The sequence below is a fragment of the Ruegeria sp. G10 genome (genome assembly GCF_056533645.1).
Window position 1 is genome coordinate 57530 of the sequence record NZ_JBQFOQ010000003.1, and the last position, 24358, is coordinate 81887.

At 60.5% G+C, this 24358-nt stretch carries 31 protein-coding genes and 1 pseudogene; 20 read left to right on the plus strand and 12 right to left on the minus strand.

Translation table 11 applies throughout. The features are described 5' to 3' along the window. Nucleotides 1–9: 9 nt before the first annotated feature. Nucleotides 10–525 (plus strand): flagellar basal body-associated protein FliL, encoded by a 516-nt coding sequence (locus ACR0KM_RS07115; RefSeq protein ID WP_480860691.1) that lies wholly within the window; start codon nucleotides 10–12, stop codon nucleotides 523–525. A gap of 14 nt (nucleotides 526–539) precedes the next feature. Here the strand turns inward: ACR0KM_RS07115 and ACR0KM_RS07120 are convergent, their stop codons facing one another. From ACR0KM_RS07120 to ACR0KM_RS07155, 8 genes are all read right to left on the minus strand, one after another. Further along, nucleotides 540–899, minus strand: a complete 360-nt coding sequence (locus ACR0KM_RS07120; protein WP_480860693.1) for a hypothetical protein — start codon at nucleotides 897–899, stop codon at nucleotides 540–542. Beyond that, nucleotides 899–1987, minus strand: coding sequence for a flagellar type III secretion system protein FlhB (gene flhB, locus ACR0KM_RS07125; protein WP_480860695.1), 1089 nt, complete (start codon nucleotides 1985–1987; stop codon nucleotides 899–901). The genes ACR0KM_RS07120 and flhB overlap by 1 nt, the downstream gene beginning before the upstream one ends. After that, nucleotides 1984–2757 carry a flagellar biosynthetic protein FliR gene (locus ACR0KM_RS07130; protein WP_480860697.1) on the minus strand — a complete coding sequence of 258 codons (774 nt, stop codon included), beginning with the start codon at nucleotides 2755–2757 and terminating at the stop codon, nucleotides 1984–1986. The genes flhB and ACR0KM_RS07130 overlap by 4 nt, the downstream gene beginning before the upstream one ends. Beyond that, nucleotides 2754–4838 carry a flagellar biosynthesis protein FlhA gene (gene flhA / locus ACR0KM_RS07135; RefSeq protein ID WP_480860699.1) on the minus strand — a complete coding sequence of 695 codons (2085 nt, stop codon included), beginning with the start codon at nucleotides 4836–4838 and terminating at the stop codon, nucleotides 2754–2756. Before flhA ends, ACR0KM_RS07130 begins: the two co-directional genes overlap by 4 nt. 9 nt (nucleotides 4839–4847) lie before the next feature. Further along, entirely contained in the window at nucleotides 4848–5528 is a 681-nt protein-coding gene (locus ACR0KM_RS07140) for a lytic transglycosylase domain-containing protein (RefSeq protein ID WP_480860700.1), read from the minus strand. Between the two features lie 72 nt (nucleotides 5529–5600). After that, nucleotides 5601–6029 carry an Lrp/AsnC family transcriptional regulator gene (locus ACR0KM_RS07145; RefSeq protein WP_480823258.1) on the minus strand — a complete coding sequence of 143 codons (429 nt, stop codon included), beginning with the start codon at nucleotides 6027–6029 and terminating at the stop codon, nucleotides 5601–5603. Nucleotides 6030–6086: 57 nt separating this feature from the next. Next, a complete protein-coding gene (locus tag ACR0KM_RS07150) occupies nucleotides 6087–7406 on the minus strand; it encodes an MFS transporter (RefSeq protein ID WP_480860703.1) in 1320 nt (439 codons plus the stop codon). 3 nt (nucleotides 7407–7409) lie between these two features. Continuing rightward, nucleotides 7410–7667 (minus strand): metal-sensing transcriptional repressor, encoded by a 258-nt coding sequence (locus ACR0KM_RS07155; protein WP_480860704.1) that lies wholly within the window; start codon nucleotides 7665–7667, stop codon nucleotides 7410–7412. A gap of 190 nt (nucleotides 7668–7857) precedes the next feature. Here ACR0KM_RS07155 and ACR0KM_RS07160 point away from each other — a divergent pair. From ACR0KM_RS07160 to ACR0KM_RS07195, 8 genes and pseudogenes are all read left to right on the plus strand, one after another. Beyond that, nucleotides 7858–8292: pseudogene (locus ACR0KM_RS07160) on the plus strand (ribonuclease D); the annotation flags it as partial. Continuing rightward, nucleotides 8240–8464, plus strand: a complete 225-nt coding sequence (locus tag ACR0KM_RS07165) for a hypothetical protein (RefSeq protein WP_480860770.1) — start codon at nucleotides 8240–8242, stop codon at nucleotides 8462–8464. The pseudogene ACR0KM_RS07160 and the gene ACR0KM_RS07165, both read left to right, overlap by 53 nt. Beyond that, complete coding sequence (locus ACR0KM_RS07170) at nucleotides 8412–9374, plus strand: KpsF/GutQ family sugar-phosphate isomerase (RefSeq protein ID WP_480823262.1); 963 nt, start codon at nucleotides 8412–8414, stop codon at nucleotides 9372–9374. Before ACR0KM_RS07165 ends, ACR0KM_RS07170 begins: the two co-directional genes overlap by 53 nt. A gap of 12 nt (nucleotides 9375–9386) precedes the next feature. Then, nucleotides 9387–9986, plus strand: a complete 600-nt coding sequence (gene lptC, locus ACR0KM_RS07175; protein WP_480860706.1) for an LPS export ABC transporter periplasmic protein LptC — start codon at nucleotides 9387–9389, stop codon at nucleotides 9984–9986. A gap of 3 nt (nucleotides 9987–9989) precedes the next feature. Beyond that, entirely contained in the window at nucleotides 9990–10481 is a 492-nt protein-coding gene (locus ACR0KM_RS07180) for an LptA/OstA family protein (protein ID WP_480860708.1), read from the plus strand. Continuing rightward, a complete protein-coding gene (gene lptB / locus ACR0KM_RS07185; RefSeq protein WP_480823268.1) occupies nucleotides 10481–11239 on the plus strand; it encodes an LPS export ABC transporter ATP-binding protein in 759 nt (252 codons plus the stop codon). The genes ACR0KM_RS07180 and lptB overlap by 1 nt, the downstream gene beginning before the upstream one ends. A 252-nt stretch (nucleotides 11240–11491) precedes the next feature. Then, nucleotides 11492–12055, plus strand: a complete 564-nt coding sequence (gene hpf, locus ACR0KM_RS07190) for a ribosome hibernation-promoting factor, HPF/YfiA family (protein ID WP_039541074.1) — start codon at nucleotides 11492–11494, stop codon at nucleotides 12053–12055. Between the two features lie 57 nt (nucleotides 12056–12112). Beyond that, nucleotides 12113–12577 carry a PTS sugar transporter subunit IIA gene (locus tag ACR0KM_RS07195; RefSeq protein WP_480823272.1) on the plus strand — a complete coding sequence of 155 codons (465 nt, stop codon included), beginning with the start codon at nucleotides 12113–12115 and terminating at the stop codon, nucleotides 12575–12577. A gap of 68 nt (nucleotides 12578–12645) precedes the next feature. On the opposite strand, the gene dalA is transcribed toward ACR0KM_RS07195, so the two are convergent. Beyond that, nucleotides 12646–13161: a divisome-associated lipoprotein DalA gene (gene dalA / locus ACR0KM_RS07200; RefSeq protein WP_480823274.1), complete on the minus strand. Its 516-nt coding sequence runs from the start codon at nucleotides 13159–13161 to the stop codon at nucleotides 12646–12648. 168 nt (nucleotides 13162–13329) lie between these two features. Here dalA and ACR0KM_RS07205 point away from each other — a divergent pair, with 168 nt between their 5' ends. Both ACR0KM_RS07205 and ACR0KM_RS07210 read left to right on the plus strand, forming a co-directional pair. After that, nucleotides 13330–13929 (plus strand): L,D-transpeptidase, encoded by a 600-nt coding sequence (locus tag ACR0KM_RS07205; RefSeq protein WP_480860711.1) that lies wholly within the window; start codon nucleotides 13330–13332, stop codon nucleotides 13927–13929. A gap of 139 nt (nucleotides 13930–14068) precedes the next feature. Then, a complete protein-coding gene (locus ACR0KM_RS07210; protein ID WP_480823278.1) occupies nucleotides 14069–14251 on the plus strand; it encodes a hypothetical protein in 183 nt (60 codons plus the stop codon). A gap of 82 nt (nucleotides 14252–14333) precedes the next feature. On the opposite strand, the gene hemH is transcribed toward ACR0KM_RS07210, so the two are convergent. Then, on the minus strand, nucleotides 14334–15383 hold the full coding sequence (gene hemH, locus ACR0KM_RS07215) for a ferrochelatase (RefSeq protein WP_480860713.1): 1050 nt from the start codon (nucleotides 15381–15383) through the stop codon (nucleotides 14334–14336). A gap of 56 nt (nucleotides 15384–15439) precedes the next feature. Then, nucleotides 15440–16270 carry a methyltransferase domain-containing protein gene (locus tag ACR0KM_RS07220; protein WP_480860715.1) on the minus strand — a complete coding sequence of 277 codons (831 nt, stop codon included), beginning with the start codon at nucleotides 16268–16270 and terminating at the stop codon, nucleotides 15440–15442. A gap of 16 nt (nucleotides 16271–16286) precedes the next feature. Between ACR0KM_RS07220 and ACR0KM_RS07225 the strand changes: the two genes are divergently transcribed. Genes ACR0KM_RS07225 through ACR0KM_RS07245 form a run of 5 tightly spaced genes read left to right on the plus strand, consistent with a single transcriptional unit; the run spans nucleotide 16287 to nucleotide 19322 of the window. After that, a complete protein-coding gene (locus ACR0KM_RS07225) occupies nucleotides 16287–17015 on the plus strand; it encodes a ComF family protein (protein ID WP_480860717.1) in 729 nt (242 codons plus the stop codon). A gap of 37 nt (nucleotides 17016–17052) precedes the next feature. Next, on the plus strand, nucleotides 17053–17310 hold the full coding sequence (gene grxC, locus ACR0KM_RS07230; RefSeq protein WP_050605571.1) for a glutaredoxin 3: 258 nt from the start codon (nucleotides 17053–17055) through the stop codon (nucleotides 17308–17310). After that, nucleotides 17310–18140 (plus strand): carbon-nitrogen hydrolase family protein, encoded by an 831-nt coding sequence (locus ACR0KM_RS07235; RefSeq protein WP_480860719.1) that lies wholly within the window; start codon nucleotides 17310–17312, stop codon nucleotides 18138–18140. The genes grxC and ACR0KM_RS07235 overlap by 1 nt, the downstream gene beginning before the upstream one ends. Before the next feature lie 15 nt (nucleotides 18141–18155). Further along, on the plus strand, nucleotides 18156–18596 hold the full coding sequence (locus tag ACR0KM_RS07240) for a MarR family winged helix-turn-helix transcriptional regulator (RefSeq protein WP_480732813.1): 441 nt from the start codon (nucleotides 18156–18158) through the stop codon (nucleotides 18594–18596). A gap of 36 nt (nucleotides 18597–18632) precedes the next feature. Beyond that, a complete protein-coding gene (locus ACR0KM_RS07245) occupies nucleotides 18633–19322 on the plus strand; it encodes a hypothetical protein (RefSeq protein WP_480860721.1) in 690 nt (229 codons plus the stop codon). Nucleotides 19323–19403: 81 nt separating this feature from the next. Here the strand turns inward: ACR0KM_RS07245 and ubiG are convergent, their stop codons facing one another. Continuing rightward, nucleotides 19404–20150: a bifunctional 2-polyprenyl-6-hydroxyphenol methylase/3-demethylubiquinol 3-O-methyltransferase UbiG gene (gene ubiG, locus ACR0KM_RS07250; protein ID WP_480860723.1), complete on the minus strand. Its 747-nt coding sequence runs from the start codon at nucleotides 20148–20150 to the stop codon at nucleotides 19404–19406. A 48-nt stretch (nucleotides 20151–20198) separates the two neighbouring features. On the opposite strand from ubiG, the gene pip reads away from it, so the two are divergent. From pip to nusA, 4 genes are all read left to right on the plus strand, one after another. Further along, entirely contained in the window at nucleotides 20199–21176 is a 978-nt protein-coding gene (gene pip, locus ACR0KM_RS07255; RefSeq protein ID WP_480860725.1) for a prolyl aminopeptidase, read from the plus strand. Then, nucleotides 21173–21985, plus strand: a complete 813-nt coding sequence (locus ACR0KM_RS07260; RefSeq protein WP_480860728.1) for an ABC transporter substrate-binding protein — start codon at nucleotides 21173–21175, stop codon at nucleotides 21983–21985. Before pip ends, ACR0KM_RS07260 begins: the two co-directional genes overlap by 4 nt. 159 nt (nucleotides 21986–22144) lie before the next feature. Beyond that, nucleotides 22145–22735: a ribosome maturation factor RimP gene (gene rimP / locus ACR0KM_RS07265; RefSeq protein ID WP_152459779.1), complete on the plus strand. Its 591-nt coding sequence runs from the start codon at nucleotides 22145–22147 to the stop codon at nucleotides 22733–22735. Continuing rightward, the gene (nusA, locus tag ACR0KM_RS07270; protein WP_480823295.1) at nucleotides 22735–24348 is read left to right on the plus strand and encodes a transcription termination factor NusA; all 1614 of its coding nucleotides are present in this window, start codon (nucleotides 22735–22737) and stop codon (nucleotides 24346–24348) included. Before rimP ends, nusA begins: the two co-directional genes overlap by 1 nt. Nucleotides 24349–24358 lie beyond the last annotated feature (10 nt).

The window sequence follows — 24358 nt, forward strand, 5'->3', positions numbered from 1 at the left end:
AGCGAGGATGTGATGGGAAAGCTGTTGCCAATCATTTGCCTGGTGGTGGGTCTTGCCGCAGGTGTTGGCGCCGGCGTTATGCTGGCGCCATCTGGGAAATCTGAGCAAACCGGGGACCAGGCCGAGACCAAGCCCGCCAAACCCAAACCTGAGAAGGGTAAGGAAAAGGCCAAGGAATCCGGCAAAAAGGATGAAGAGAAGACTCAGGAATATCTGAAGCTTACCAAGCAATTTGTGGTGCCAGTGGTGTCTGAGGCTGAGATTTCTGCACTGGTGACCATGTCCCTCAGCCTCGAAGTGCGACCGGGCATCGAGGATATTTTCTATGAGATCGAACCCAAGCTGAGAGACCGGTTTCTGCAGGTCCTATTCGATCACGCCAACACTGGCGGTTTTGACGGGGCGTTTACCCGGTCGGACAATTTGGCAGTCCTGCGCAAGGCGTTGCTTGAGGTTGCGCAGAAGGATCTGGGGCAGGACGTCTCAAAGGTTCTGATCATGAGCATCAGTCGTCAGGATACCTGACCGCCTGTCTCAATTCACGTGCGGCGCTTGCTTTGCTGTGGGCGCCGCGTCAGCTCTGTGACGGCCTGTTTGCGCCCGAAGGCTTGACGTAGCTCGTCCATCGCGACCAGCTTTTGCGACCGCAGCCGCGCCAGCTCGGTGTTCAACTGCCGCCGCGTGGCCGATTCCCAGCCCTGCCATAGCAGATCGGTGCCGGTGATCCGGTAACCTTCGGTCCGCGCAGATTGTGACTTGACCTCGGCCAGCTGGCTATCCAGTCGGGTCAGTTGCTGTAGCAGTTTTGCTTCTTGCTGCAGCAAGGGGCGCAGCTTGTGGTACTCGTGCTGATAAGCGGCTTCGGTCACGGTTTGCAGGTCTTTCAGCCGGTTGCGCATCAGGTGACCTGTCCCTTGGCACGCTTGCGCATGGCTTCGGCAAAGCGGATCGCGGCGGCGACCGGGCGGTAATACTCTTCGGCGATTTCGTGGCCGATCTCGACCGTGGCATGCAACGCCCGCGCGGTCGGTGGGTCTGAGTGGATGGGCACCCCGGCCTCGCCCGCCGCTGTGCGGATCGTTGCTGCCACCTCGTCGACCCCTTTGGCGACGCAGACCGGAGCGGTGCCGCTGGTGCGCGACCATTTCAGAGCAACCGCGTAATGGGTTGGGTTGACGATCACCACATCGGCCTTGGGCACATCCGCCATCATCTGGTTGGTGGCAATGTCCTGCGCGCGCTGGCGGCGCTGCTGTTTGACATGCGGGTCGCCTTCGGAGTCCTTGGTTTCATCCTGAATTTCCTTGCGGGACATGCGGTTCTTGCGCAGATGCTCGGCATGTTGCCACAGATAGTCGACCACACCGATGGCCAGCGCGATTGTGATGACGATGAACAGGAACCGAAACAACAGGTTCATCATCAGCAGGATGGACGCGCGCGCGGGTGCGGCGCTGGCCGAGAGGATCTCGGGCAGGTTCGCGCGCAGAAACAGGGCCAGGCAGGCCCCGTAGATCAGCAGCTTTACAAAGCTCTTTGCGAATTCGAACAGGCCGCCCCGCCCGAATTTGTTCTTTGCATTCGAGGGGATCGAGATTCGCGAGGTTTTGGGCTTAAGCTTATCGGGGGCAAAAATCAGGGCGCGCTGAGCGATCAGGCTGAGCACTACCGCGACCGCGGGCACCACGAACAGGGCGGCGACCGGCACCAGCGTCGAGCGGAGGATGCCCGTCACCGGGGCTGTGGCCGGGCCTTCGGTCAGCAGATCCGCCAGCCGATCCGATTGGTCGATCAGAACCACAAACAGGGTGCCAAGCTGTTCCGCCGTATACTGTCCCGCCAGCAGCAGCGCGATGAGCAATCCGGAATAGGCAGCCACCACCGACAGATCGTTGGACTTGGCGACTTCGCCCTTCTTGCGGGCTTTCTCAAGTTTCTGCGGTGTCGCCTCGAAAGACTTGTCGCTGTCATCGTCCTGCCCGCTCATCTTGCGCTCTCAATCGGGTTCTGCAGAAACGCAAACAGTGCGTCGGACCAGACGGACAGGATCAGCGGCGTACCTGCGAACAGCAGAAACAGACCGGCGAAGGTGATCGCGGGGGCGCCCACAAACGCGACCATCAGCTGCGGCATGGCGCGGTTGATGACGCCCAGCGCCAGATTGTAGATCAGCGAGGCGATGACGAAGGGCATTGCCAGCGCAAAGGCCAGCCCAAAGCTGCGTGATATCTGTGTAACGCCCCATTGTGTCAGATCCGGGGCCAGCGGCAGCGTGCCCATCGGGAACAGCGTATAGCTGTGGATCATGAATTGCGCGGCACGGACATGCAGGCCCAGCAAGGCGGCCAGCGCCAGCCCGGCCAGTGTCAGCATGTAGCCCATCGCGGGCACGGGCTCGGCCGCTGCGCCGCCCAGAATTTGCGACAAAGATGTCGCCTGCGCGGCGATGGAACCGGCGGTTTGTAGTGCCAGCACAAACAGGCGCAGGCCGACGCCCAACGCCAACCCCGTCGCGATTTCGGTGCCGGTCAGCGCCACCATGCGCCCGAACCCGGGCACGGCTTCGGCATCTGGCACCGCAGGGGCCACGATCAGTGAAAACGCTACAGCCAAACCCAACTTGACGCGCACCGGGATGCTGCGCTCGCCAAAGGCGGGCAGCAGCGATACCATGGTCGAGACGCGCAGGAAAATGGCGAAGAGATGCCACAGGGTCTGCCCCAGATGGGGCAACAGCTCGGGCGGCAGGGTGATCACGCGGGCACCGTTCCCACCAGCGCTGGGCGCGCCTCGAGCCCAATTTCCTCGAAGGACAGAACCGGATTGGCGATGCCGCGGGCGTGCATGATGGTGCGCAACAACCGCCGTCTCCGGGTCGAGGTCACCACGGCTGGGAACAGCCCGTGGTCGGCGGATTTGGTGACGCTGTCATTCACCCCGTCGGCAAGCTTGTTGAACAGGTTCGGCGGCAGCGCCACGTCCAGTCCGGCATTGGGCGCGTCGATCTGATAGCTGGCAAAGGTGTCTTCCCATTCCGGGGCCAGCTGGATCAGCGGGATCGATCCGTCCTCGCGCTTCATATCGGCCACCAGTTGAAAACCCAGCCGTTGGCGGACCAGTTCGCAGATGCCTTCGGGCTGGGTTGTGGTCAACCGCGCCTCGGCTACGCTTTCCAGTATCAGCGCCATGTTGCGGATCGAGACCCGTTCGTCGAGCAGTAGGCGCAGCACCGCATGCAAGGTGTCGATTGGTACCTTGTCGGGGATCAGTTCGTCCAGCAGCTTGCGGTTGGCCTCGGCCCGGCCCGGATCGCTGAGGCGGGTCATCTCGGACAGCAGGCGGCGCAGGGATTTCAGCGTCAGCAGGCGCGAGAAATTCTGTTTTATGATCTCAAGCAAATGTGTGGCCAGAATCTCGGGCGGGGTTACGATGGTGGCCCCATTCATGGCGGCGGCTTCCTGATCCTTGGGCAGAATCCAGCGGGCGGGGGCGCCATAGACCGGCTCGGTCACGTCGGTGCCATCGGGCAGCAGGTCCTGCCCGTCCTGCACCAGCGCCAGCACCAGTTCCGAATTCAGCACCCCGCGCGCCTGTTCCACGCCCTGCACCTTGATCACATATGTCCCGGTGGGCAGGTCGGCGCGGTCGGTCAGGCGGATATCAGGCAGGATCAGGCCGAAGCTTGAGGCGACATAGGTTCGCATATTTGCAATCCGCGCATCCAGCCCGGTGCCGGGGTTGAGCACCATGCTGACCAGGTCAGGAGCGAACTCCAGATGCACGTCGTCCAGATCCAGCACGTCGCCGATGGCTTGGGAGACGGGGGTGTCGGCCTCGGGCGCGGTATCTTCGGGGATGTCTTCGGTGTTCCGTTTTTTCAGGCCAGCATAGGCGGCGTATCCCAGCGCCGCCGCGCCGAGCATGAAGGGCAGAAATGGCAATCCGGGCACCAGCGCAAACAGCGCCATGAGCACCGCAACCGTGGCCAGCGCCGCCGGATGCCGCCCGAGTTGCGAGAAAATGGCGCTGTCGGTGGCTCCTTGCGTGCCACCCCGGGCCAGCAGCAGGGCGGAGGCGATTGAAATGATCACCGCCGGGATTTGTGAGACTAGCCCGTCGCCGACGGTCAAGATCGCATAAGTCTCAAACGCGGATGAAACCGGCATTCCGTGCACGATCACACCCATCACCAGACCCATCACCAGGTTCAGCAATGTGATCAGCAGCCCGGCAATGGCATCGCCCTTGACGAATTTCGACGCGCCGTCGAGCGAGCCGAAAAACGTGGTCTCCTGCTGTTCACGCTCGCGCCGTTCCTTGGCTTGCTGGTGGTCGATGGCCCCGGCGGACATATCGCTGTCGATGGCCAGCTGTTTGCCGGGCATCCCGTCCAGCGCAAAACGCGCCCCAACCTCGGCCATACGGGCAGCGCCTTTGGTGATGACCATGAAATTGACGATCAGCAGTACGCCGAACACCACGAGGCCCAGAAAGATGCTGCCGCTCATCACGAATTGCGCGAAGCCTTCGATCACGTCGCCAGCCGCGTTTGTGCCGGTGTGCCCTTGCCCGATGATCAGCTTGGTCGAGGAGACGTTCAGCGACAGCCGCAGCATCAGCGAGGCCAGCAGGATCGTTGGGAAGGACGAGAAATCCAGCGGCCGTTCGATGAACAGGGTCAGGGTGAAGATCAGGATCGCCAGCGCGAACGAGGCCGCAAGCCCCACATCCAGCACCCATGCGGGCATCGGCAGGATCATCATCACGATCACCGTCATCAGCGCCAGCGCCAGCAGGATGGTCGGGGAAAACAGGGTACGGATGTCGATCCGGGGCACGGGGACCTCTTAGTTGAAGGGGATGAACGCGGTGGCGGCGGCGGTATGGGGCACCAGTGAGCCCAGAGCGGTGCGGCTGGCGGGCTTGGGCGACAGGGGGATCAACGGGGCGGCAGACATGGTAAACGGGTCGCCGGTCGCGCGCGGGCTTTCCAGTTGCGCCAGCACTGCCTGAAAGCGGTTGCTGTAAGAAGCCGCAAGACTTTCGGTCCGGGAATGATAGGCCCCGGCGGCGGCGGGCCATGATCCGAGCTCGGCGTAGAGTTCGTTCAGGAAGCGGGCGGCGTAGGCGGCGTTTTCATCCGGGTCGAACATTGCGTCGATCGAGCGGAAGGCCTTGCCGTGCCAACGGTAATTGATCTGGAAACAGCCGATATCAAAGCTGCGGACACCGGATTTGAAGATGTTGAACACATAGGATTTCGCCTCAGCCGCCGACGCGAACCAATATCCCTGCCCTTCACGGTTGACAGCCCAGGGCCAGGGGTGCAGCGCACCATCAACCGTTCGGCCTGTTTCAACCCGCGTGATGGCGCGCAGAATGTCCAGAGGCACGCCTTCCGCCCGTGCAGCCCGTTGCGCGGCCTGATCGCACAAAGCCGCCGTTTCAACGCCGGGCGCTGCGTGGCCGGGCGGCACCAGCGCAAGATGCGCCACAAACAGCGCAAACAGGATTTCACGATAGGGCATTCTGCCGGTCCGGGATTCTGATCAATCCTGGCCAAGCTAGCCACGTATGGGTTTACAGAGAGTTAGCGCCCCTCAGGTCCGGTCGATTTTGCGGCCAAAAACCACACTGGTGTTGGTGCGCAAGACGCCGGGTATGCGGGCCAGTTCATCAACGAGGACATCGAGATCCTCGATCCTCGGGGCCTCGGCGGACAGAAGCAGGTCGAATTCGCCGTTGATCGACAGGCACAGCCTGACCTCCGGGTAAGCCTCAAGCCGCTTGATGATCCGTGTGGTTTCCTTTTGCTGCACCTCCAGCAGGACAACGACCTGAACGCGGGGGGTATCCTCGGTTTCGCGCAGGACGACGGAATAACCTGCGATGATGCCGCGTTCTTCCATGCGGTTGATCCGCTCATGGACCGTGGTTCGGGCGACCCCAAGCGTTGCGGCGATGCGCGTGGTGGAATCGCGCGCGTTGTGCTGCAGGGCGGCGATGATGCGACGGTCAAGCTGATCCATGCGGGCTCCGGGCGTCTTTTGGATGTGCCCCGGTTTACGGCAGTTTATGGGGCGGGCTCAAGGCTGGCGCGGGATACGTGGGTGCAACTCGTCAATCACGATGGGGTGGGCGTGTGGCCCCGGCCCGGCCAGATGCGGATGATCTGCGGGCAGGTCGGGGTGGCTGTGCGCGACCGCCGAGCGGCTGTCACGAGGCCAGACCCGTATCGCCAGCGCAACGCCCAGCACTGCAGCCGTCGCCATTGCGGCCATCACGACCGTGGCCCCGAAGCGGGTCATCAGCCACCCGGCCAAGGGGTACAGCACCAGCCAGCAGGCATGCGATAGCGTGAATTGCGCAGCAAAGAGGGCGGGGCGGTCCTCAGGGTGGGCCGAGCGGGTCAGCAAGCGGCCCGACGGCGTCAGTGTGGCCGAGTAGCCAAAGCCAACGGCGGCCCAGATCAGTGTCAGCAGCATGAGAGTCATCGGTAAGGTAGCGGACAGCAGGGCGGCGGTGGCCATGGCTCCGGTCGCGAGAGCTGCGCCGCTCAGCATCACCTGACGGTCGGGGATATGTTCCAACAAACGGGGCAGCGTGAAGGCGGCCAGCATGGACCCGCCGCCGAACCCGGCCAGTGCGACCGCCACGGCGCTTTCGGACAGGCCCAGATCGGCGCGCACGATCACCACCGTGTTGACGATCACCATCGCGCTGAGCGCCGCCGCGCTCCAACTCAGCGCCAGCAGCCCATGCAGGCGGGGGGTCTTCAGATAGATGCGGATGCCGCGCGTGGTCCGGTCATAGATGCCGCGCCGCGCGGTGGGTTTGGGCGAGGGCAGAGCGACGGAGACCACCAGTAGGGCCGAGGCCACAAACCCAAGGCTGGTGCCCAGAAACAGGCTGTCGAAACTGACCAGCAGCAAGAGGACAGCCGCCAGCATCGGGCTCAGCAGGCTTTCCAGATCATAGGCCAGCCGCGACAGGGACAGGGCCTTGGTATAGTCCTGCTCGTCGGTCAGCACGTCGGGGATGGTGGCCTGAAAGGTCGGGGTGAACCCGGCCGAGGCAGATTGCAGCACAAAGATCAGCACATAGACCTGCCAGATCTCGCTCACGAATGGCAGGCAGAGCGCCACAGCCGCCCGCACCAGATCCAGTGCCACCAGCATCTTCCGACGGTCCAGCCGCTCGGCAAAGGCAGCGGCCAGTGGCGCGACGGTGACATAGGCCACCATCTTGATGGTCAGCGCGGTGCCCAGCACCAGCCCGGCGGCCTCGCCTGCCAGATCAAAGGCCAGCAGACCCAGCGCCACGGTGGCCAACCCAGTGCCGGACAGCGCAACTATCTGCGCGGCCAGCAGGTGCCGATAGGTGCGGTTTTTCAGGACGCTGAGCATGGGTCAGAGGTATTTCGTGATGGATTTGAAATCGTCGATACTGTCGCCATCGGCCCCGGCAGACAGGCAGTGATCGACATGGTCGTGGATCAGCGCCCGCTTGGCGTTGGTGATGGCTTTCTCGACGGCGAAAAGCTGTTGGGCGATGTCCCCGCATGGGGCCTGATCGTCCAGCATGGTGATGACCTTGGCCAGATGGCCATGGGCTCGTTTCAGTCGCGCGGTGATCTGCGGATGTGAGGCATGGGTATGAGTCGTCATGATCATATCCTTATCCCCCCCTTGGGGATGATGTAAAGCCGATGAGCGCGTAACGGCCCTGCGGGCCCGGCGACGTTGAGTTTGTCTGCGAAACCCCCTATCTCGGGGGCGAAAGCGCTTGAAGGATATCCCAGTGGCGAACCACCTTTATAAGAATGACCTGCCGGACGGGCTGGATCTGGGCCCGGTCGTGGCCATTGACTGTGAAACCATGGGGCTCAACCCGCATCGGGACCGCCTGTGTGTGATCCAGATGTCGGGCGGCGACGGCAACAGCCATATCGTGCAGGTCGAGAAGGGGCAGACTCAGGCTCCGAACCTGTGTGCGATGCTGGAAAACCCGAATGTGCTGAAGCTGTTCCACTTTGGCCGCTTTGACATTGCCGCGATGTACCACACGTTTGGCGCGCTGGCCGCACCCGTCTATTGCACCAAGATCGCCAGCCGTCTGGTGCGCACCTATACCGACCGGCACGGGCTGAAGAACCTGTGTCAGGAACTGATCGGCGTCGATATCTCGAAGCAACAGCAGATGAGCGATTGGGGCGCGGAAACGCTGACCGACGCGCAGCTTGAATACGCCGCATCGGACGTTTTGTACCTGCATCGCCTGCGGGACGCGCTGGAGGGGCGTCTGGCCCGCGAGGGCCGGACCGAGATGGCGCAGGCCTGTTTTGACTTCCTGCCGATGCGCGCGAAGCTGGACCTCGCCGGTTGGCCCGAAACGGATATTTTTGCGCACTCATGACCGATACCGAAGCATTTCTGAGAACCGCCCGACAGGTTGTCACCGATGAAGCCCGCGCGCTGGACGTGCTGGCCGAAGGGCTGGACGAACATTTTGCCGAGGCCGTGCAACTGATCCTGCAGGCCACGGGCCGCATCATCGTCAGTGGTATCGGCAAGTCGGGCCATATCGGCCACAAGATCGCGGCGACGCTCGCCAGCACCGGGACACCTGCCTATTTCGTGCACCCCGCTGAGGCGAGCCATGGCGATCTGGGCATGGTGTCCAAGGGTGACGTGGTTCTGGCGATCTCGAACTCGGGCGAGGCGCCGGAACTGGCCAATCTTCTGGCTTTTACCCGCCGCTTTGGCATCCCGCTGATTGGCCTGTCCAGCAAACCCGAAAGCACGTTGATGAAGCAGGCTGACGTGCATCTGCTGATCCCGTCTTTGGGTGAGGCTTGCGGGTTCGGCATGGTGCCCTCGATCTCAACTACTCTGACGCTGGCGATGGGCGACGCGCTGGCGATTGCGCTGATGAAGTATCGGGACTTCAAACCCGAAGATTTCCGCGCCTATCACCCCGGCGGCAAGCTTGGGGCGCAACTTTCCACTGTGCGCGATCTAATGCACGAGGATTTGCCGCTGGTTTCTGCCGGGACACCCATGAGCGATGCCTTGCTGGTCATGAGCCAGAAAAGCTTTGGCGTGGTTGGCGTGACTGACGCAGCAGGCCGCCTGCTGGGCATCGTTACCGATGGCGACCTGCGCCGGAACATGGACGGTTTGCTGGATAAAACCACCGAAGAAGTGATGACCGAAAACCCACTGACCATTGCGCCAAATGCTATGGCAGAAGAGGCGGTTGCGGTCATGAACGACCGTAAGATCACGTCGCTGTTCGTCGTAGACCCCGAAGCGCCGGGGCCGGTACAGGGGCTGTTGCACATCCACGACTGCCTGCGCGTCGGGCTGGGCTGAGGGGGCACGCCGGTGGACCACCATTCCCGATGGGTACAGTTTCTGAAGGTGGTTCTGCCTTTGGCCGCTATCCTGCTGCTGTCCACCGTGTTCCTTTTGTCGCGCAGCATCGACACCAATGTCTCTGTCCCGTTCACCGGTCAGGAAATTGACGAACGATTGACCGATCAGGTGATCACTCGGCCCGACTATAGGGGCGTCACCCGCAAAGGTGAGGAAATTCGCGTCGAAGCGCGCCGCGCCAGTCAGGTCGGTCAGGGCGATAACCCGACCGCCGCCGATGTTCACGGTCGCTTTGGCTTGAGCAACGGGGGAGAGATTACGCTGGAATCCAACACTGGTATGGTCAGGCCCGACAAGGGCACCGCAACGTTCTCTGGTAATGTGGTCATCACCACCGCGGACGGCATTCAGGTCACCACCGATCTGTTGAACACATCGCTGGACGAAATACGCGGTGATAGCCCGGGACAGATTGACGGCACCGGCCCGATTGGTGACTTTACGGCAGGGCGCATGACGTTCGGAACGGAAAAAAAGGACGGCCCGGTCCATATTCTTTTTACAGATGGCGTGAAGCTGATATACGAGCCGCAAAAAGCTGAAAGATAACCCGTGTTTGATTTTCGTGCCGCCTCTTTGTGTTTCGCTCTGACCCTCACGATCGCACCCGCTTCGGCGCAAGAGGCGCAGGTTGCCTTCGGAGCCGTCAAAGCCGATCCGACCCTGCCGGTCGAGGTGACGTCGGAGACGCTGAACGTAAATCAGGAAAATGGCTCCGCCGAGTTTCTGGGTGATGTGATCGTCATCCAGGGTGAGATGCGCCTGACCGCCGAGCGCGTTTTGGTGATCTATAATGAGGAGCGATCGGCCATAGAACGGCTGGAAGCCACGGAAAATGTGGTTTTGGTCAGCCCTCCGGACGCAGCCGAAGGCGATTGGGCCGAATATACGATCGAGTCCGGTGTGATTGAGATGCGCGGCAACGTGTTGTTGACCCAAGGCCCCAGTATCATCAGCGGGGACCAGATGATTGCGAACCTGACCACTGGCACCGCGACCATGTCGGGGGGCGTCAAAACCATCCTGCAGCAGGGTCAGAACTGATGAACCGCCCGAACCTGTCTGTCGCCCAAGGGATGTCTGGCCTGAAGATCGAAAAGCTGCGGAAATCCTATCGCAAGAAAACCGTGATCCGCGACGTTTCGATGACGCTGGACCGGTCTGAGGTGGTGGCGCTGCTGGGTCCGAACGGGTCGGGCAAGACCACGACTTTCTATTCGGTTGCCGGGCTGGTGTTTCCTGAGGCCGGGACAGTGACCATCGACGGGCAGAATGTGACCACTCTGCCGATGTATCGCCGCGCCCGTCTTGGCATCGGCTATCTGCCGCAGGAAATGTCGATCTTCCGCGGTATGAGCGTCGAGGACAACATCGCCTCGGTGCTGGACATCACCGTCAAACACGCCCACCGCCGCAAAGAACGGCTGGAGGAGCTCCTGTCGGATTTCTCGATCGAACACCTGCGCCGCGCGCCTGCGCTGGCCTTGTCGGGCGGTGAACGCCGCCGGGTCGAGATCGCGCGCTGTTTGGCAGCTGATCCGAAATATCTGTTGCTGGATGAGCCCTTCGCGGGCGTTGATCCGATCAGCGTCGGTGACATTCGCCTGCTGGTGGCAGACCTCAAAAAGCGCGGAATCGGAGTTCTGATCACCGACCACAACGTGCGCGAAACGCTCGAGATCGTGGACCGCGCCTATATCCTGCATGACGGTCAGGTTCTGATGTCAGGCACCCCCGACGAGGTGGTGGAAAACGAAAATGTGCGCCGGGTGTATCTGGGCGAAAATTTCCGTATTTCATAGGTTTACGCGGAATTGCGCCGGGTGCATGGCGGAAATCTGGTATATACACACCTGTTTTGATTGACTCTTCCGTCGCCTCTTGGCTCAATTGGGTTATGGCACATCTTCGGTTCCAGTCTGGATCGCGATGCCCCTTCATCGAAGGGCAGGATCAGCGGCAACCGCACAGAGTGCTGCGACCCCCCACCCGATAAAAACAAGTCAGCCGCGTACCGTGGCGTCAGAATGGGTGTGAATTGTGAAGGAGATCACATGCGTTACCAAATCAGCGGAAAACAGATCGACATCGGTGCGGCCCTGCAGACCCATGTGCAGACCGAACTGGGCGAGGTTGTAGGCAAATACGCCCAGCGACCGACGGACGCCAACGTCGTCTTTTCCCGTTCGGCGCATGAATATGTATGCGAAACCACCGTGCATCTGTCGACCGGCCTCACCGCACAGGCCAAGGCCCATGCGACCGAGATTTATGCGGCGTTCGAGGGCTGCTGTGACAAGATGGAAACACAATTGCGGCGGTATAAGCGCCGTTTGAAGGACCACCACAAGGATCGCTCTGAGCCGGTTGAACTCTTTGGCGCGTCCTCTTATATCCTCGCTTCTGACGAATCGGAGACGGCCGACGAACCCGAATCGCTGCAGCCAATGATTGTGGCTGAGATGGAAACAAAGATCCCATCGCTGAGTGTTGGTGAAGCCGTTATGCAGATGGAACTGGCCGGTGCCCCGGTGCTGGTGTTCCGGAATGAGAATAAGGACGGATTGAATGTCGTTTATCGTCGAGAGGACGGTAATATCGGGTGGATTGATCCGTAACAGGCAAGAACTATTGGCCTGCCCCCGGCTGCGGGGGCATGGCCCAGGAGCAAAATGATGGAGCTTTCGAGCATTCTGAAGCCCGAAGCCGTGCGCGTGCTATCCGCCGCGTCCAGCAAAAAGCGGTTGTTTCAGGAAATCGGTGATGTCGCCGCCGCGACGCTGGGACTGGACGCGCAAGCCGTTGTCGATAGCTTGCTTGAACGCGAGAGTCTGGGGCCCACAGGTGTTGGCCACGGTGTGGCCTTGCCGCATGCCAGATTGTCCGAACTTGAAGCGGTTTCCGGCGTATTCGTGATGTTGGAAAAACCCATCGATTTCGGATCGGTCGATCGGCAGCCGGTAGATCTGGCCTTTTCGCTTTTTGCCCCCGAAGAGGCGGGCGTTGAGCATCTCAAGGCGCTGGCCTTGGTGTCGCGCACGCTGCGCGAACAGACTGTCTGCGCCAAGCTGCGAGCCAACCCAGATCCGGTGAAACTCTATGCGATTCTGACCGAAGCACAGTCCATGCAGGCTGCCTAAACGCAGGCTACAGGACGAAAAAAAGCCCCCGGATCGTCGGGGGCTTTGTCATTTTCTGCTGCGGGTCTTCAGCCACCGGTGCCCATCTCAAGGGTCCACCAGATTTTGCCGCCGCTCTCTTGATGCCAGGCAAATCCCATCTGAGTGGCTTTGGGGTCCATGATGACCGATCGCGGTCCGGGCTCTTGCATCCAGGCTGCCAGTGTTTCGGTCTCGGTTTCAAAGGTTTCCGAGATCGCCTCGCCCAGGAAGGTTCCGAAATAGCCCACGCGTGCGGCGCGATCGATGGGTGATGACCCGTCCGACCCGAAATGCCAAGGGCGGTTCTGACGCGCCATATCCTTGGAATGGGTGGCCGCCGCCGCATTCAACTGTGCGTTCAACTGTACAGGTTGCAGCCCCGAGGCCTGCCGCAGTGCGTTTACCGAGTCCAACATGCGGAACTGCAGTTTCTCGGGGTTTCCGCGAATTTTATAGACGGATGGAAGCGGTCTGCCATCCGCGCCAATCGCGGTCGTGCTCGAATCGGTACAAGCGGCCAAAGCGAGGATGCAAATCGTCAGAAGAGAAAGAATACGTGTCATGATCGGCCTGAATTCTGTGTTTCAAGGGAAATACCGCGCTTACAGGCCGGGGGCAAATGCACAATCGCCTCAGCTTGCGTGAATCTGCCGGTTTGATTTGCGACTGAAGCATTCTGGCCATAAAATGTGCCAGAATTTGCATTTGACCTTAGCAAAGGACCGTTCGACATGGTCAAGAAACCGATTGTGACCCCGACCCGCCGCGCATTCATGGCGGCAGCTTCGGCCAGCCTCGCGTCACCCGCGCTGGCACAGTACATACCCGGCGACCCGCTGCGCCCCGCCGCCGAACCTGAGCCGCCCGTACGCCGCAACGTCTCGGGTTTTCGCGCTCTGGACTGGCAACCCTATTTCTCGAACACCCGGAATGGCGCCATTCTGGTCGATACCGTTTCGCGGGCGCTGCATTATTGGTCAGAAGACCAAACAGTGTACAAACTCTACCCCTCTTCGGTTCCACTGACCGAAGAACTGACCCGCCGTGGACGCACAAGCGTCATCCGCAAGGTCGAAGGGCCAAGCTGGTCGCCCACGCCGTCGATGAAAAAACGCAACCCCGAATGGCCGGACTACATTCCTCCGGGGCCGGATAACCCATTGGGAACGCACGCTTTGTACTTAAGCTGGAAGTATTATCGCATTCACGGCACGCATGATACGCGCAAAATCGGGCGTCGATCGTCAAACGGGTGCATTGGGCTGTTCAACGAAGACATCGCCGAGCTGTTCGGAATGGCCAATGTTGGCACGCAAGTGTTGCTAATTTGACGACATTTTCGCGCACGAACCCGCTTGTGGCGCAAGTTACAATTGCAATCCATGGGGATAGCTGATTAGAAAAACTCACGAGGTAAGTCTTAGATGTGCGGTTTCGCTATTTGGAATCGTGCAAATTCTGGAGGTTAATATGAAGAAACTCGTTCTCGCCGCTGCTCTGACTGCTGCTGCTTCGACCGCATATGCTGGCAACCTGGAAGAGCCGGTTGTTGAAGCACCTGTTGTCGTCGAAGAAACCCAAGGTTCGTCGCAGGGCATCATCCTGCCGCTGATCCTGCTGGTTATCGTTGCTGCAGCTGTTGCCGCAAGCTAATTGACGAGCATTATACCAGAGAAAAGGCGGTGGAGCTTTCCACCGCCTTTTTTCATGTCCGCATAACACATCGCGGAACGCGTCAGTCGAGCCATCCGCGCAGGTTATCCTCGATCACCTTACCCAGTGCCGCGATATGCGTGTCGTCGTCGTTGAGGCAGGGAATATAGGTGAACGATTCGCCGCCCGCTTCTTCGAAGCTTTCTTTGATCTCTTCGTTGATCTCTTCCAGCGTCTCGATGCAATCGGCGGAAAACGCAGGGGCAATGACCGCAATGTTCTTCTTCCCCTGTCGCGCCAGATCGGCCACGTGATCGACGGTATAGGGTTTTAGCCATTCCTCGGGTCCGAACCGCGACTGGAAGGTCGAGATCAACTGATCATCCGACCATCCCAACCGTTCCTTCAGCAGTCGCGAGGTTTTCACGCATTGGCAGTGATAGGGGTCGCCCTGTTTCAGATAGCGCTCGGGCATTCCGTGATAGGAACACACCAGGATATCCGGCTTTGTGTCCATCTGTGCATATGCGCGCTCGACCGAGCCTGCGAGCGCGTCGATATAGGCCGGTTCGCTGAAATAGGCGGGAACCGTTCGGCTGGCCGGTTGCCATGGTTCAGCCATCAGGGCGCGAAAGAACTGATCATTAGCCGTCGCTGTCGTGGCCCCGGCATATTGCGGGTAGAGCGGGAAGAACAGGATGCGGTCGCAGCCTGCGGCCACCATCTCGCGGACTTTCGAAGGGGTCGAAGGGTTGCCGTAGCGCATACAGAAATCGACCATGACCTGATCTCCGAACCGCTCCTGCATGGCGTGACGCAGCTTGGCGGTCTGGTCTTTGGTGATCGTCATCAAGGGGCTTTCGCCCTTGTCGTGGTTCCAGATCGACTTGTAGGCGGCACCTGAACTGAACGGCCGTTTGGTCAGGATGATCCCCTGCAGGATCGGTTGCCACTTCCAGGCGGGATAGTCGATCACCCGCCTGTCCGAAAGAAACTCGTTCAGATACCGGCGCATGGGCCAATAGGTGTAATCGTCCGGCGTGCCCAGGTTGGCCAGTAGAATGCCGACGCGCCCCATCTTGACCTTTGGGTGGTCGGTCGGTGCATGCATCGGGCGAGTGGCGTCAAACATATGAAGCTTCCTGAATTTTCGTGTTCCGGGCTGAGATAACGGGAAATGTCCGGTCGTCAATCGGGCAGTTTGCCTTCTTCGGTTTTCAGTGCATCCGCCAGACGCATCTGGGCCGATCCGGGGCGCAGGGGTTTGGGTTGGCTGTCATCGGGGGACCAGCCGGTCAGGCAGATCATCTCGAATGTAGCGGTCAGCCGCCCCGAGGGCGCGGTGAAGTGATCGGCATAGATGCGCTGAGCTGTGTCGAAGACCGCGCGCCGTGTCGGCTTTTTCAGCCGGCCTGACAGGGCGTTGGTTTCTGCCATGGCGCGCAGGTCGTGCATCAGGTGCCAGAGATCGCGGTATTCCGCCGTCAGGGGGACGGCATCTGCCACCGGCAGCGCCAGCCCGGCCCGCTGAAGAAGAGCCCCAAGATCGCGAAGCTCTCCCATGGGTGCGATTCGGGGGCTCAGGCCACCGGACACCTCGATCTCGGCCTGTCCCAGCGCGGCGCGCAACTCGTGCAGGGTCTCTCCGCCCAGGCACAGGACCAGCAACAGGCCGTCGGGTTTCAGGGCGCGGTGGCATTGGATGATCTGCCCCACTGGATCATTGGCGCTGTGCAGCGCCATCGCGTGGATCACCAGATCACGTGTGCCGGGGTGCAGGGCCAGCACATCTTCATCCTCGACATTCACCGCATCGGGAAAAACACCGGACCAGACCTGCGGAAAAGGACTCACGATCGCAGGGGCCATAAACACTTTGTTAACCATGGAGAGCCGATCCTGCACCTCATCGACGGCGGCGCGGTGCAGGAACAAGGCTTCGTCGCGCGCGCGCGCGCGGCGCAGCCGAATGGCGGCGCGGTCAAACAACGAGGGTGCAGTGGGTTCGGGCAGTTTCATAGCTCGCAAGTATCGCATGGCGCGGCGGATTCAAACCGCTATCCAGCTTATCTACCCACCCCGATGCATGGGGTGCGGTGCGCTGACGGGTACCGATTTCGGTCTCTGCGGACCTTGCTGGCGCGATACGCCGTTTATTGGCGGCACAGTTTGCGAAAGCTGTGGTGTACCGGTTATTGGGGAACGGGACGGGTTTCGGATCGACTGCGATGATTGTATCGGGGCATCCCGGCCATGGCGCGCGGGGCGGGCGGCACTGCTGTACAAGGGCAAGGCACGGTCCCTGATACTGGCGCTGAAGCATGGTGACCGGCCGGAACTGGCGCGCCCCGCAGCGCGGTGGCTGGCGCAGGCAGGACAGGCGTTGCTGCGCCCCGATATGCTGATCGCTCCGGTTCCGCTGCATTGGTCGCGTCTGCTGAAAAGGCGTTACAACCAATCGGCTCTGTTGGCGCAGCATCTTGCGCAAGAGGTTGCGCTGGACTGCATACCTGATCTTCTGCAGCGTACCCGTCATACGCCGGTTCTGGACGGAAAAACCGCGCAAGAGCGGGCGGCGATCCTGCAGGATGCCATTTCAATCCACCCGCGACGAACACGCCACATCAGAGGGCGGGATGTTTTGCTGGTCGATGACGTGATGACCTCGGGTGCGACTTTGGCGGCATGCACCCGTGTGTGTCAGGCCGCAGGGGCAAATCATATTTTCGTGTTGGCTCTGGCGCGCGTTGCCAAGGATGCCTAATTCGCCCAAGATTGTGCGAAACGCGAAGGGACGGAATATGAAACCCGTAGAAATCTATACCTCGCCGCTCTGCGGTTTTTGCCACGCGGCCAAACGCCTGTTGAAACAGAAGGGCGTCGAGTTCAAGGAAGTCGACGTGCTGATGCACCCCAAACGCAAGCCCGAGATGATCCAGCGCGCGGGTGGCAAACGCACCGTGCCGCAGATCTTCATCGGTACGCAGCACGTAGGCGGCTGCGATGACCTTTATGAGCTTGAGCGTCAGGGTAAACTGGATCGTTTGCTGGCGGCCTGATGAAGACCGCTCTGCTGCAGATCACCTCGTCGGACGACCCGGTTGAAAATCTGGATACGGTGCGCGCCCTGATGGCCGAGGCGGCAGATCAGGGCGCGCGCTTTATCCTGACGCCCGAAGTAACGAACTGCGTCTCGACCAGCACCACGCGACAGCGCGAGGTTCTGCAGCACGAAGAAGATGACATCACGCTGGCGGGCCTGCGTGATCAGGCCGCTGCGCTGGGCGTGTGGCTGCTGATCGGCTCGCTGGCGATCAAGACCCACGACGCCGATGGGCGCTTTGCCAACCGCTCTTTCATGATCGACCCGCAGGGGCAGATCATGGCGCGATATGACAAGATCCATATGTTCGACGTGCAGGTCACAGAATCCGAGACCTTCCGCGAATCGAAGAACTACCGCCCCGGCGACCGGGCTGTGATTGCGCAGACCGATTTCGGCAAGGTCGGTTTGACCATCTGCTACGATATCCGCTTTCCGCATCTCTACGCCGCGCTGGCGCAGGCAGGTGCCCGGATTTTGACGGTTCCGGCCGCGTTTTCGCCCGTGACCGGCGCGGCGCATTGGCAATCTCTGCTGCGGGCGCGGGCGATTGAGACTGGCTGTTGGGTGCTGGCCCCCGCCCAGACCGGAGAGCACCCGAAAACGCGCGGCAAGACCCGCCATACCTACGGCCACAGCATGGTTGTCGCCCCGTGGGGAGAGGTGCTGATCGACGCAGGCACCGATCCGGGCATTCACATTTTCGATTTGGATGATAGTTCTGTGACAGAGGCGCGCCGCCGCGTGCCCTCACTGACTCACCTGCGGCCCTTTGACGGGCCCTGATCCAGAACCGGACTAATGACGGACGAGAAAAACGCCCTTGCGGTCACGCTGTTCAGCGAGATTCTGACTGCAGACCAATTGTTGCGCAACCGGCTGAGCCGGGTGCTGCCCAAGGGCATGGAAATCTCGCACTTCTCGGTACTGAACCACCTTGTATATGTAGGCGACGAGCGGACGCCTGCACAACTGGCCAGCACCTTCCACGTCACGCGCGGAGCGATGACCAACACCTTGGCCAAGCTGGAATGGGCCGGGTACATCCACATCCGCCCCGACTGGGACGACGCGCGCCGCAAGATGGTCGCCATCAGCCCCGCCGGCCGCCGCGCACGTGATCAGGCGATTTCCTCGATCGCCCCGCTGATCAACCGCGTGGTCGGAGAGCTGGGTCTGGAACGCGTCCGCAGCACGCTGCCCGTACTGCGGGATTTGCGGTTGCAGTTGGAGGGGGAGTAAGGGCTTTGCGCCAACTGCGCCAAAGGATCGCAACAGATGACGGATGAAATTTGGGTTTCCGACATAACCGTTGAACTTGATCTGCAGAGGCCATTTCGGGCGCTCGTTCCTAATGATTTTCCTGAGGAACCAAGTGAGCGCTTCAAGGCTTTTGGATGGCATCCTAGCCTAGGCTATCATGAGAATCTGGCGCGTTGGCAGAATCTCGGAGAACCGCTGGAGCAGCAGGATATCTTGCCGAATTTCTTTCAAAAGGTTGCGCCTGAGGATCATGATTTTGAACCATATTACGGTAAATACTCTCCTGTCATCGATCTGGCAGGTATTCTGGCGGTTCGATCAGATGTCGCCGATGTCCTTCAGAAATTCGACCTGGGGCAAGGAGGGCTTTATCCCGTCAACCTGTTTAAAAAAGACAAGATCACACCGATTGAACAGAACTACTCGATCTTTTGGATCGCAAATAAACCCGGCACGCTAAACATCGAAGAGTCAAAAGGTCTTCGAAGAGCTCGGCCCGATCGGGATGATTTATTCCGACTTCCATTATGGAAGGATGCCAAGCCGGGGGACGTTGTCGGCAATGCACAGGCCGCATCCGGGATCGACATCTGGCGAGACCCAAGTGTGCCACGTCGTGTTTTTCTGAATGGGCATCTCAAACACGTGCTGGACGAAGCCGGGTTTGCGCCAGCTTTCAGCCTTCACCGTTTGGCCGCAAAATAAGCAAGAATAGCAAGCGTAGGATGGGTTTCTAACCCATCGCTCAAGATCGAAAACCTTTGCAAGATGGGTTGAAAACCCATCCTACCCCGGCTTCACGCTCGCCGTCACATAATTCACGCTCAGGTCCCGGTCCGAGATCGACCAGCTCCACAGGATTGGGTTGAACACAAACCCCTTGCGGTCCACCGGGTCCAAACCGGCCTGCCGCAACAGGTCGAACAGCTCATCAGGGGTGATGAACTTGTTCCATTCATGCGTGCCGCGGGGCAGCCAGCGCATGACGACCTCGGCTCCGAAAATGGCCATGGCATAGGATTTCGGGTTGCGGTTGATGGTCGAGCACACCTGCAACCCGCCGGGTTTTAGCAACTGTTGCGTGGCTGTGAGATAACCAAGTGGATCGACCACATGCTCGACCACCTCCATGTTCAGCACCACATCAAACTGTTCACCCGCGGCGGCCATGTCCTCGGCGGTGGTGTGGCGATAGTCAATGTCCAGCCCTGATTGCTCGGCATGGATGCGGGCGACGGGCAGGTTGCGCTCGGCGGCGTCGGCGCCCACGACCGTGGCACCCAGACGCGCCATCGGTTCGCTTAGCAGCCCGCCGCCGCAACCGATATCCAGCAAGCGCAGGCCGTCAAATGGCTTGGTTGCCTTCAGATCGCGGTCAAACTCCCCCGCGATTTGCTGGGTGATATAGTCCAGACGGCACGGATTCAGCATGTGCAGCGGCTTGAATTTCCCGTGAGGATCCCACCATTCCGCCGCCATCGCCTCAAATTTTGCGATCTCGGACGGGTCTACCGTGTTCGGATGCGCTTGCATTCCTGTCTCCGTGTGCTCTTTTACGCTTAAGGACTATATAGGGCCATAATGGACAAGTACCCGGACCAAAAGCGCGCAGTTCAATATCTGTACCCGCCGATCGATCCTTTCGATCAGCGGATGGTCGATATGGGCGATGGGCACCGCATTTATGTGGAACAATGCGGCAATCCCGAGGGGATTCCGGTGGTCATCCTGCATGGTGGCCCCGGCGGCGGCTGCAGCCCGGCGATGCGGCGGTATTTCGATCCCAAAGCCTATCGGGTGATTCTGTTTGATCAGCGCGGATGTGGGCGGTCGCGGCCCACGGCTTCGGTCGAAAACAACACCACCTGGCATCTGGTGACGGATATCGAGCGTCTGCGCAAATTGTTCGACATTGAGGATTGGATCGTCTTCGGCGGCAGCTGGGGGGCGACTCTGGCGCTGGTCTATGCGCAAACCCATCCTGACCGGGTCAACCGTCTCGTGCTGCGCGGTGTGTTTCTGGCCACGCAGGCCGAGCTGGATTGGTTCTATGGCGGCGGTGCGGGCAAGTTCTGGCCCGAGCAGTGGGCCAAGTTCACCTCGCTGCTACCCGAACATGAGGTGAGCGACGCGATTGCCGCCTACAACAAACGCCTGTTCTCGGGGGATCGCGCGACCGAGATACTGTATGCGCGTGCGTGGTCACATTGGGAAAACGCGCTGGCCTCGATCCACACCAACGGGTCGGTGGGCGAAAGCCCGGGGGAATATGCACGCACCTTTGCCCGGCTTGAGAATCACTATTTCACTAATGCCGCCTTCCTTGAATATGACGGCCAGATTCTGGATCAGATGGACCGGATCACCGGTATCCCCGGCCATATCGTGCAGGGGCGCTATGACATGATCTGCCCGCCGCAGGCCGCGTGGAACCTGTCGCAGCGCTGGCCCAATGCCGAGCTGAAGATGGTGCGCCATGCAGGCCACGCCCTGTCTGAACCCGGCATCAGCGCCGAGCTGGTCCGGATCATGGATCGCGTGGCCGAGGGGGTGACATGACCCGGATCGACCGTCGTGCGTTGTTTGCCTCAGGTGCGGCTGCCGCTTTGCTGGCGGCCACAGGGGCATCTTTGGCGGATACGCCGAAACAGGGCGGCGCGCTGCGACTGGCGGTGCCGCGTGACAACAGTCTGGAACGCGTGGCGCGTGGTGCGGTCTTTGACACGCTGACCGAGATTGCACCTGACGGCACGTTGCGCGGAGAGCTTGCGACGGGTTGGCAAACCGACGCGGACGCCCGGGTCTGGAGTTTCGATCTGCGCGATGATGTCGTGTTCCATGATGGCACCAAGCTGGATATCACAGATGTTCTGGCCGTTCTGGGTGAGGTTGGCCGCGCCGAGGTCATCGCTCCGCACCAGGTGCGGCTGCAATTGGCTGAGAGCAATCCGGGCCTGCCATTCCTGTTGTCAGAGTCCCAGTTCGTCATCGCGCGCCATGGCGTGACGCCGCTGGCGCAAGCCAACGGTACTGGCTGTTACCGGGTCGAGCGGGCCGAGGATGAGCGTCATTTGCGCGCGCGGCGCGTGGCCGATCACTACAAGGCCGGATCGGCGGGTTGGGCCGACACGATCGAGATCATCGTGATCCCTGACGCCAAGGTGCGGGCCGAGGCGTTGCGGGATGGCTACGTGGATATCGCGGCACTGCCTGCTGGCGAGGACCTGATCGCGCAGCGTGGCCTGCGGTATCATCCATCGCAGGCCGACATGGCACTGGCTGTTGCCGCCCATGTCGGGATGCCGCGCCAGATTGGTAAGGCTGCGCTGGACGACGGGCGCATCGCCGAACGGTGGTGGCTGGCGTAAATCCGATCACGTTTTACGCCGGGGGTTGCAGACTCGGGAACTCCTGCGTATATGCATCTGCAACAGCGGCGCGTTGGACTTCTGGTCCAAGGCTCCACCGGAAAATACGACGGGCCGCGCGCCCGTTTTTTTGTGCCCGACGACAGGGTAGAGACCCGAATGACAAACGACCTGATAGCCAAAGCTGCCATCGACCGGCGACTGGCCGAGATCATCACCCCCGTGATTGAGGATCTGGGGTATGAGCTGGTGCGCATCCGTTTGATGAGCGGCAAGCAGACCACGCTGCAGATCATGGCCGACAAGCCCGATGGCGGCATCGAAGTGGATGATTGCGCCGAGATTTCCAACGCGGTCAGCGCCACGTTGGATGTCGAGGATCCTATTTTGGACGCCTATACGCTGGAAGTATCCAGCCCCGGTATCGACCGGCCTCTGACCCGTCTCAAGGATTTTGAGACCTTCGAAGGGTATGAGGCCAAGATTGAGACCGCCGAGCTGATCGATGGTCGCCGTCGCTTTAAGGGCGAGTTGGCCGGGATCGAGGGGGACGAGGTTCTTATCAACATCCCCGAAGGGGACGAGACGATCACCATCGGTCTGCAATTCGATTGGCTGAGCGACGCCAAGCTGGTCCTGACCGATGATCTGATCAAGGAAATGCTGCGCCAGCGCAAAGACGCCGGTGCTCTGAACGAAAACGCTTTCGACGAGATTGAGACCGAAGGGTCCGAAGAGGAGACGAACTGATGGCAATCACCTCAGCCAACCAGCTGGAGCTGTTGCAGACCGCCGAGGCCGTGGCCCGCGAAAAGATGATCGACCCCGGTCTGGTTGTCGAAGCGATGGAGGAATCGCTCGCCCGTGCCGCCAAGAGCCGTTACGGCGCCGAGATGGACATTCGTGTCTCCATCGACCGCAAGACCGGCAAGGCGACTTTTACCCGTGTGCGCACCGTGGTAGAGGATGAAGAGCTTGAGAACTATCAGGCCGAGTTCACCGTCGAACAGGCCAAGCAGTACATGGAAAACCCCGAGGTCGGTGACGTTTTCGTGGAAGAAGTCCCGCCGGTCGAAATGGGCCGGATTGCCGCCCAATCCGCAAAGCAGGTGATCCTGCAGAAGGTTCGCGAAGCCGAGCGGGATCGTCAGTACGAAGAATTCAAGGATCGCGCAGGCACCATCATCAACGGTGCGGTCAAGCGTGAAGAGTTTGGCAATGTCATCGTCGATCTGGGCGGTGCCGAGGCCGTTCTGCGCCGCAACGACAAGATCGGTCGCGAAAGCTATCGCCCCAACGACCGCGTGCGCGCCTATATCAAAGAAGTGCGCCGCGAGGTGCGTGGCCACCAGATCTTCCTGTCGCGCACCGCGCCGGAATTCATGGCCGAGCTGTTTAAGATGGAAGTGCCGGAAATCTATGACGGCATCATCGAGGTCAAGGCCGTGGCCCGTGACCCCGGTTCGCGCGCCAAGATTGCCGTGATTTCCTATGACGGCTCAATCGACCCCGTCGGTGCCTGCGTTGGTATGCGCGGCAGCCGTGTGCAGGCCGTTGTGAACGAACTGCAGGGCGAAAAGATCGACATCATCCCGTGGAACGAAGATCAGCCGACCTTCCTGGTGAACGCGTTGCAGCCAGCCGAGGTTTCCAAGGTGGTTCTGGACGAAGAGGCCGGCAAGATCGAAGTAGTGGTCCCCGAAGAGCAACTGAGCCTCGCCATCGGCCGTCGTGGTCAGAACGTGCGTCTGGCCAGCCAGCTGACCGGTCTGGACATCGACATCATGACCGAAGCCGAAGAATCGGCGCGTCGTCAGAAGGAATTCGAAGCCCGCACCCAGCTGTTCATGGAAACGCTGGATCTGGACGAATTCTTTGCCCAGCTGCTGGTCTCGGAAGGTTTCACCAACCTCGAAGAGGTGGCCTATGTCGAAATCGACGAACTGCTGGTCATCGACGGTGTGGACGAAGGCACCGCGCAGGAACTGCAGACCCGCGCGCGCGAATTCCTGGAAGCACAGGCCAAGGCGGCGCTTGATGCGGCGCGTGCATTGGGTGCCGAAGACAGCCTTATTGACTTTGAAGGCCTGACGCCCCAGATGGTAGAAGCGCTGGCCAAGGACGATGTGAAGACGCTGGAAGACTTCGCAACCTGTGCCGACTGGGAACTGGCCGGTGGCTGGACCACAGTTGATGGCGAGCGCATCAAGGATGATGGTGTTCTGGAACCTTTCGGCGTGACGCTGGAAGAAGCTCAGGACTTGGTCATGACGGCGCGCATCATGTTGGGCTGGGTCGATCCGGCTGAACTGGAGCAGGCCGAAGAAGACGGCGAAGCAACAGACGAGGAGGTCGAGGCCTGATCTCAGGCCT

Coding starts and splice junctions, on each gene's coding strand:
- hemH (WP_480860713.1), bottom strand. CDS start 15,383: ATGTTTGACGCCACTCGCCCGATGCATGCACCGACCGACCACCCAAAG.
- ACR0KM_RS07260 (WP_480860728.1), top strand. CDS start 21,173: ATGACCCGGATCGACCGTCGTGCGTTGTTTGCCTCAGGTGCGGCTGCC.
- pip (WP_480860725.1), top strand. CDS start 20,199: ATGGACAAGTACCCGGACCAAAAGCGCGCAGTTCAATATCTGTACCCG.
- ACR0KM_RS07205 (WP_480860711.1), top strand. CDS start 13,330: ATGGTCAAGAAACCGATTGTGACCCCGACCCGCCGCGCATTCATGGCG.
- ACR0KM_RS07150 (WP_480860703.1), bottom strand. CDS start 7,406: ATGCTCAGCGTCCTGAAAAACCGCACCTATCGGCACCTGCTGGCCGCG.
- ACR0KM_RS07195 (WP_480823272.1), top strand. CDS start 12,113: ATGGAGCTTTCGAGCATTCTGAAGCCCGAAGCCGTGCGCGTGCTATCC.
- ACR0KM_RS07235 (WP_480860719.1), top strand. CDS start 17,310: ATGAAGACCGCTCTGCTGCAGATCACCTCGTCGGACGACCCGGTTGAA.
- ACR0KM_RS07220 (WP_480860715.1), bottom strand. CDS start 16,270: ATGAAACTGCCCGAACCCACTGCACCCTCGTTGTTTGACCGCGCCGCC.
- ACR0KM_RS07170 (WP_480823262.1), top strand. CDS start 8,412: ATGACCGATACCGAAGCATTTCTGAGAACCGCCCGACAGGTTGTCACC.
- ACR0KM_RS07155 (WP_480860704.1), bottom strand. CDS start 7,667: ATGACGACTCATACCCATGCCTCACATCCGCAGATCACCGCGCGACTG.
- ACR0KM_RS07120 (WP_480860693.1), bottom strand. CDS start 899: ATGCGCAACCGGCTGAAAGACCTGCAAACCGTGACCGAAGCCGCTTAT.
- dalA (WP_480823274.1), bottom strand. CDS start 13,161: ATGACACGTATTCTTTCTCTTCTGACGATTTGCATCCTCGCTTTGGCC.
- ACR0KM_RS07145 (WP_480823258.1), bottom strand. CDS start 6,029: ATGGATCAGCTTGACCGTCGCATCATCGCCGCCCTGCAGCACAACGCG.
- lptB (WP_480823268.1), top strand. CDS start 10,481: ATGAACCGCCCGAACCTGTCTGTCGCCCAAGGGATGTCTGGCCTGAAG.
- flhB (WP_480860695.1), bottom strand. CDS start 1,987: ATGAGCGGGCAGGACGATGACAGCGACAAGTCTTTCGAGGCGACACCG.
- ACR0KM_RS07225 (WP_480860717.1), top strand. CDS start 16,287: ATGGCGCGGCGGATTCAAACCGCTATCCAGCTTATCTACCCACCCCGA.
- nusA (WP_480823295.1), top strand. CDS start 22,735: ATGGCAATCACCTCAGCCAACCAGCTGGAGCTGTTGCAGACCGCCGAG.
- ACR0KM_RS07240 (WP_480732813.1), top strand. CDS start 18,156: ATGACGGACGAGAAAAACGCCCTTGCGGTCACGCTGTTCAGCGAGATT.
- hpf (WP_039541074.1), top strand. CDS start 11,492: ATGCGTTACCAAATCAGCGGAAAACAGATCGACATCGGTGCGGCCCTG.
- rimP (WP_152459779.1), top strand. CDS start 22,145: ATGACAAACGACCTGATAGCCAAAGCTGCCATCGACCGGCGACTGGCC.
- grxC (WP_050605571.1), top strand. CDS start 17,053: ATGAAACCCGTAGAAATCTATACCTCGCCGCTCTGCGGTTTTTGCCAC.
- ACR0KM_RS07140 (WP_480860700.1), bottom strand. CDS start 5,528: ATGCCCTATCGTGAAATCCTGTTTGCGCTGTTTGTGGCGCATCTTGCG.
- ACR0KM_RS07210 (WP_480823278.1), top strand. CDS start 14,069: ATGAAGAAACTCGTTCTCGCCGCTGCTCTGACTGCTGCTGCTTCGACC.
- ACR0KM_RS07245 (WP_480860721.1), top strand. CDS start 18,633: ATGACGGATGAAATTTGGGTTTCCGACATAACCGTTGAACTTGATCTG.
- ubiG (WP_480860723.1), bottom strand. CDS start 20,150: ATGCAAGCGCATCCGAACACGGTAGACCCGTCCGAGATCGCAAAATTT.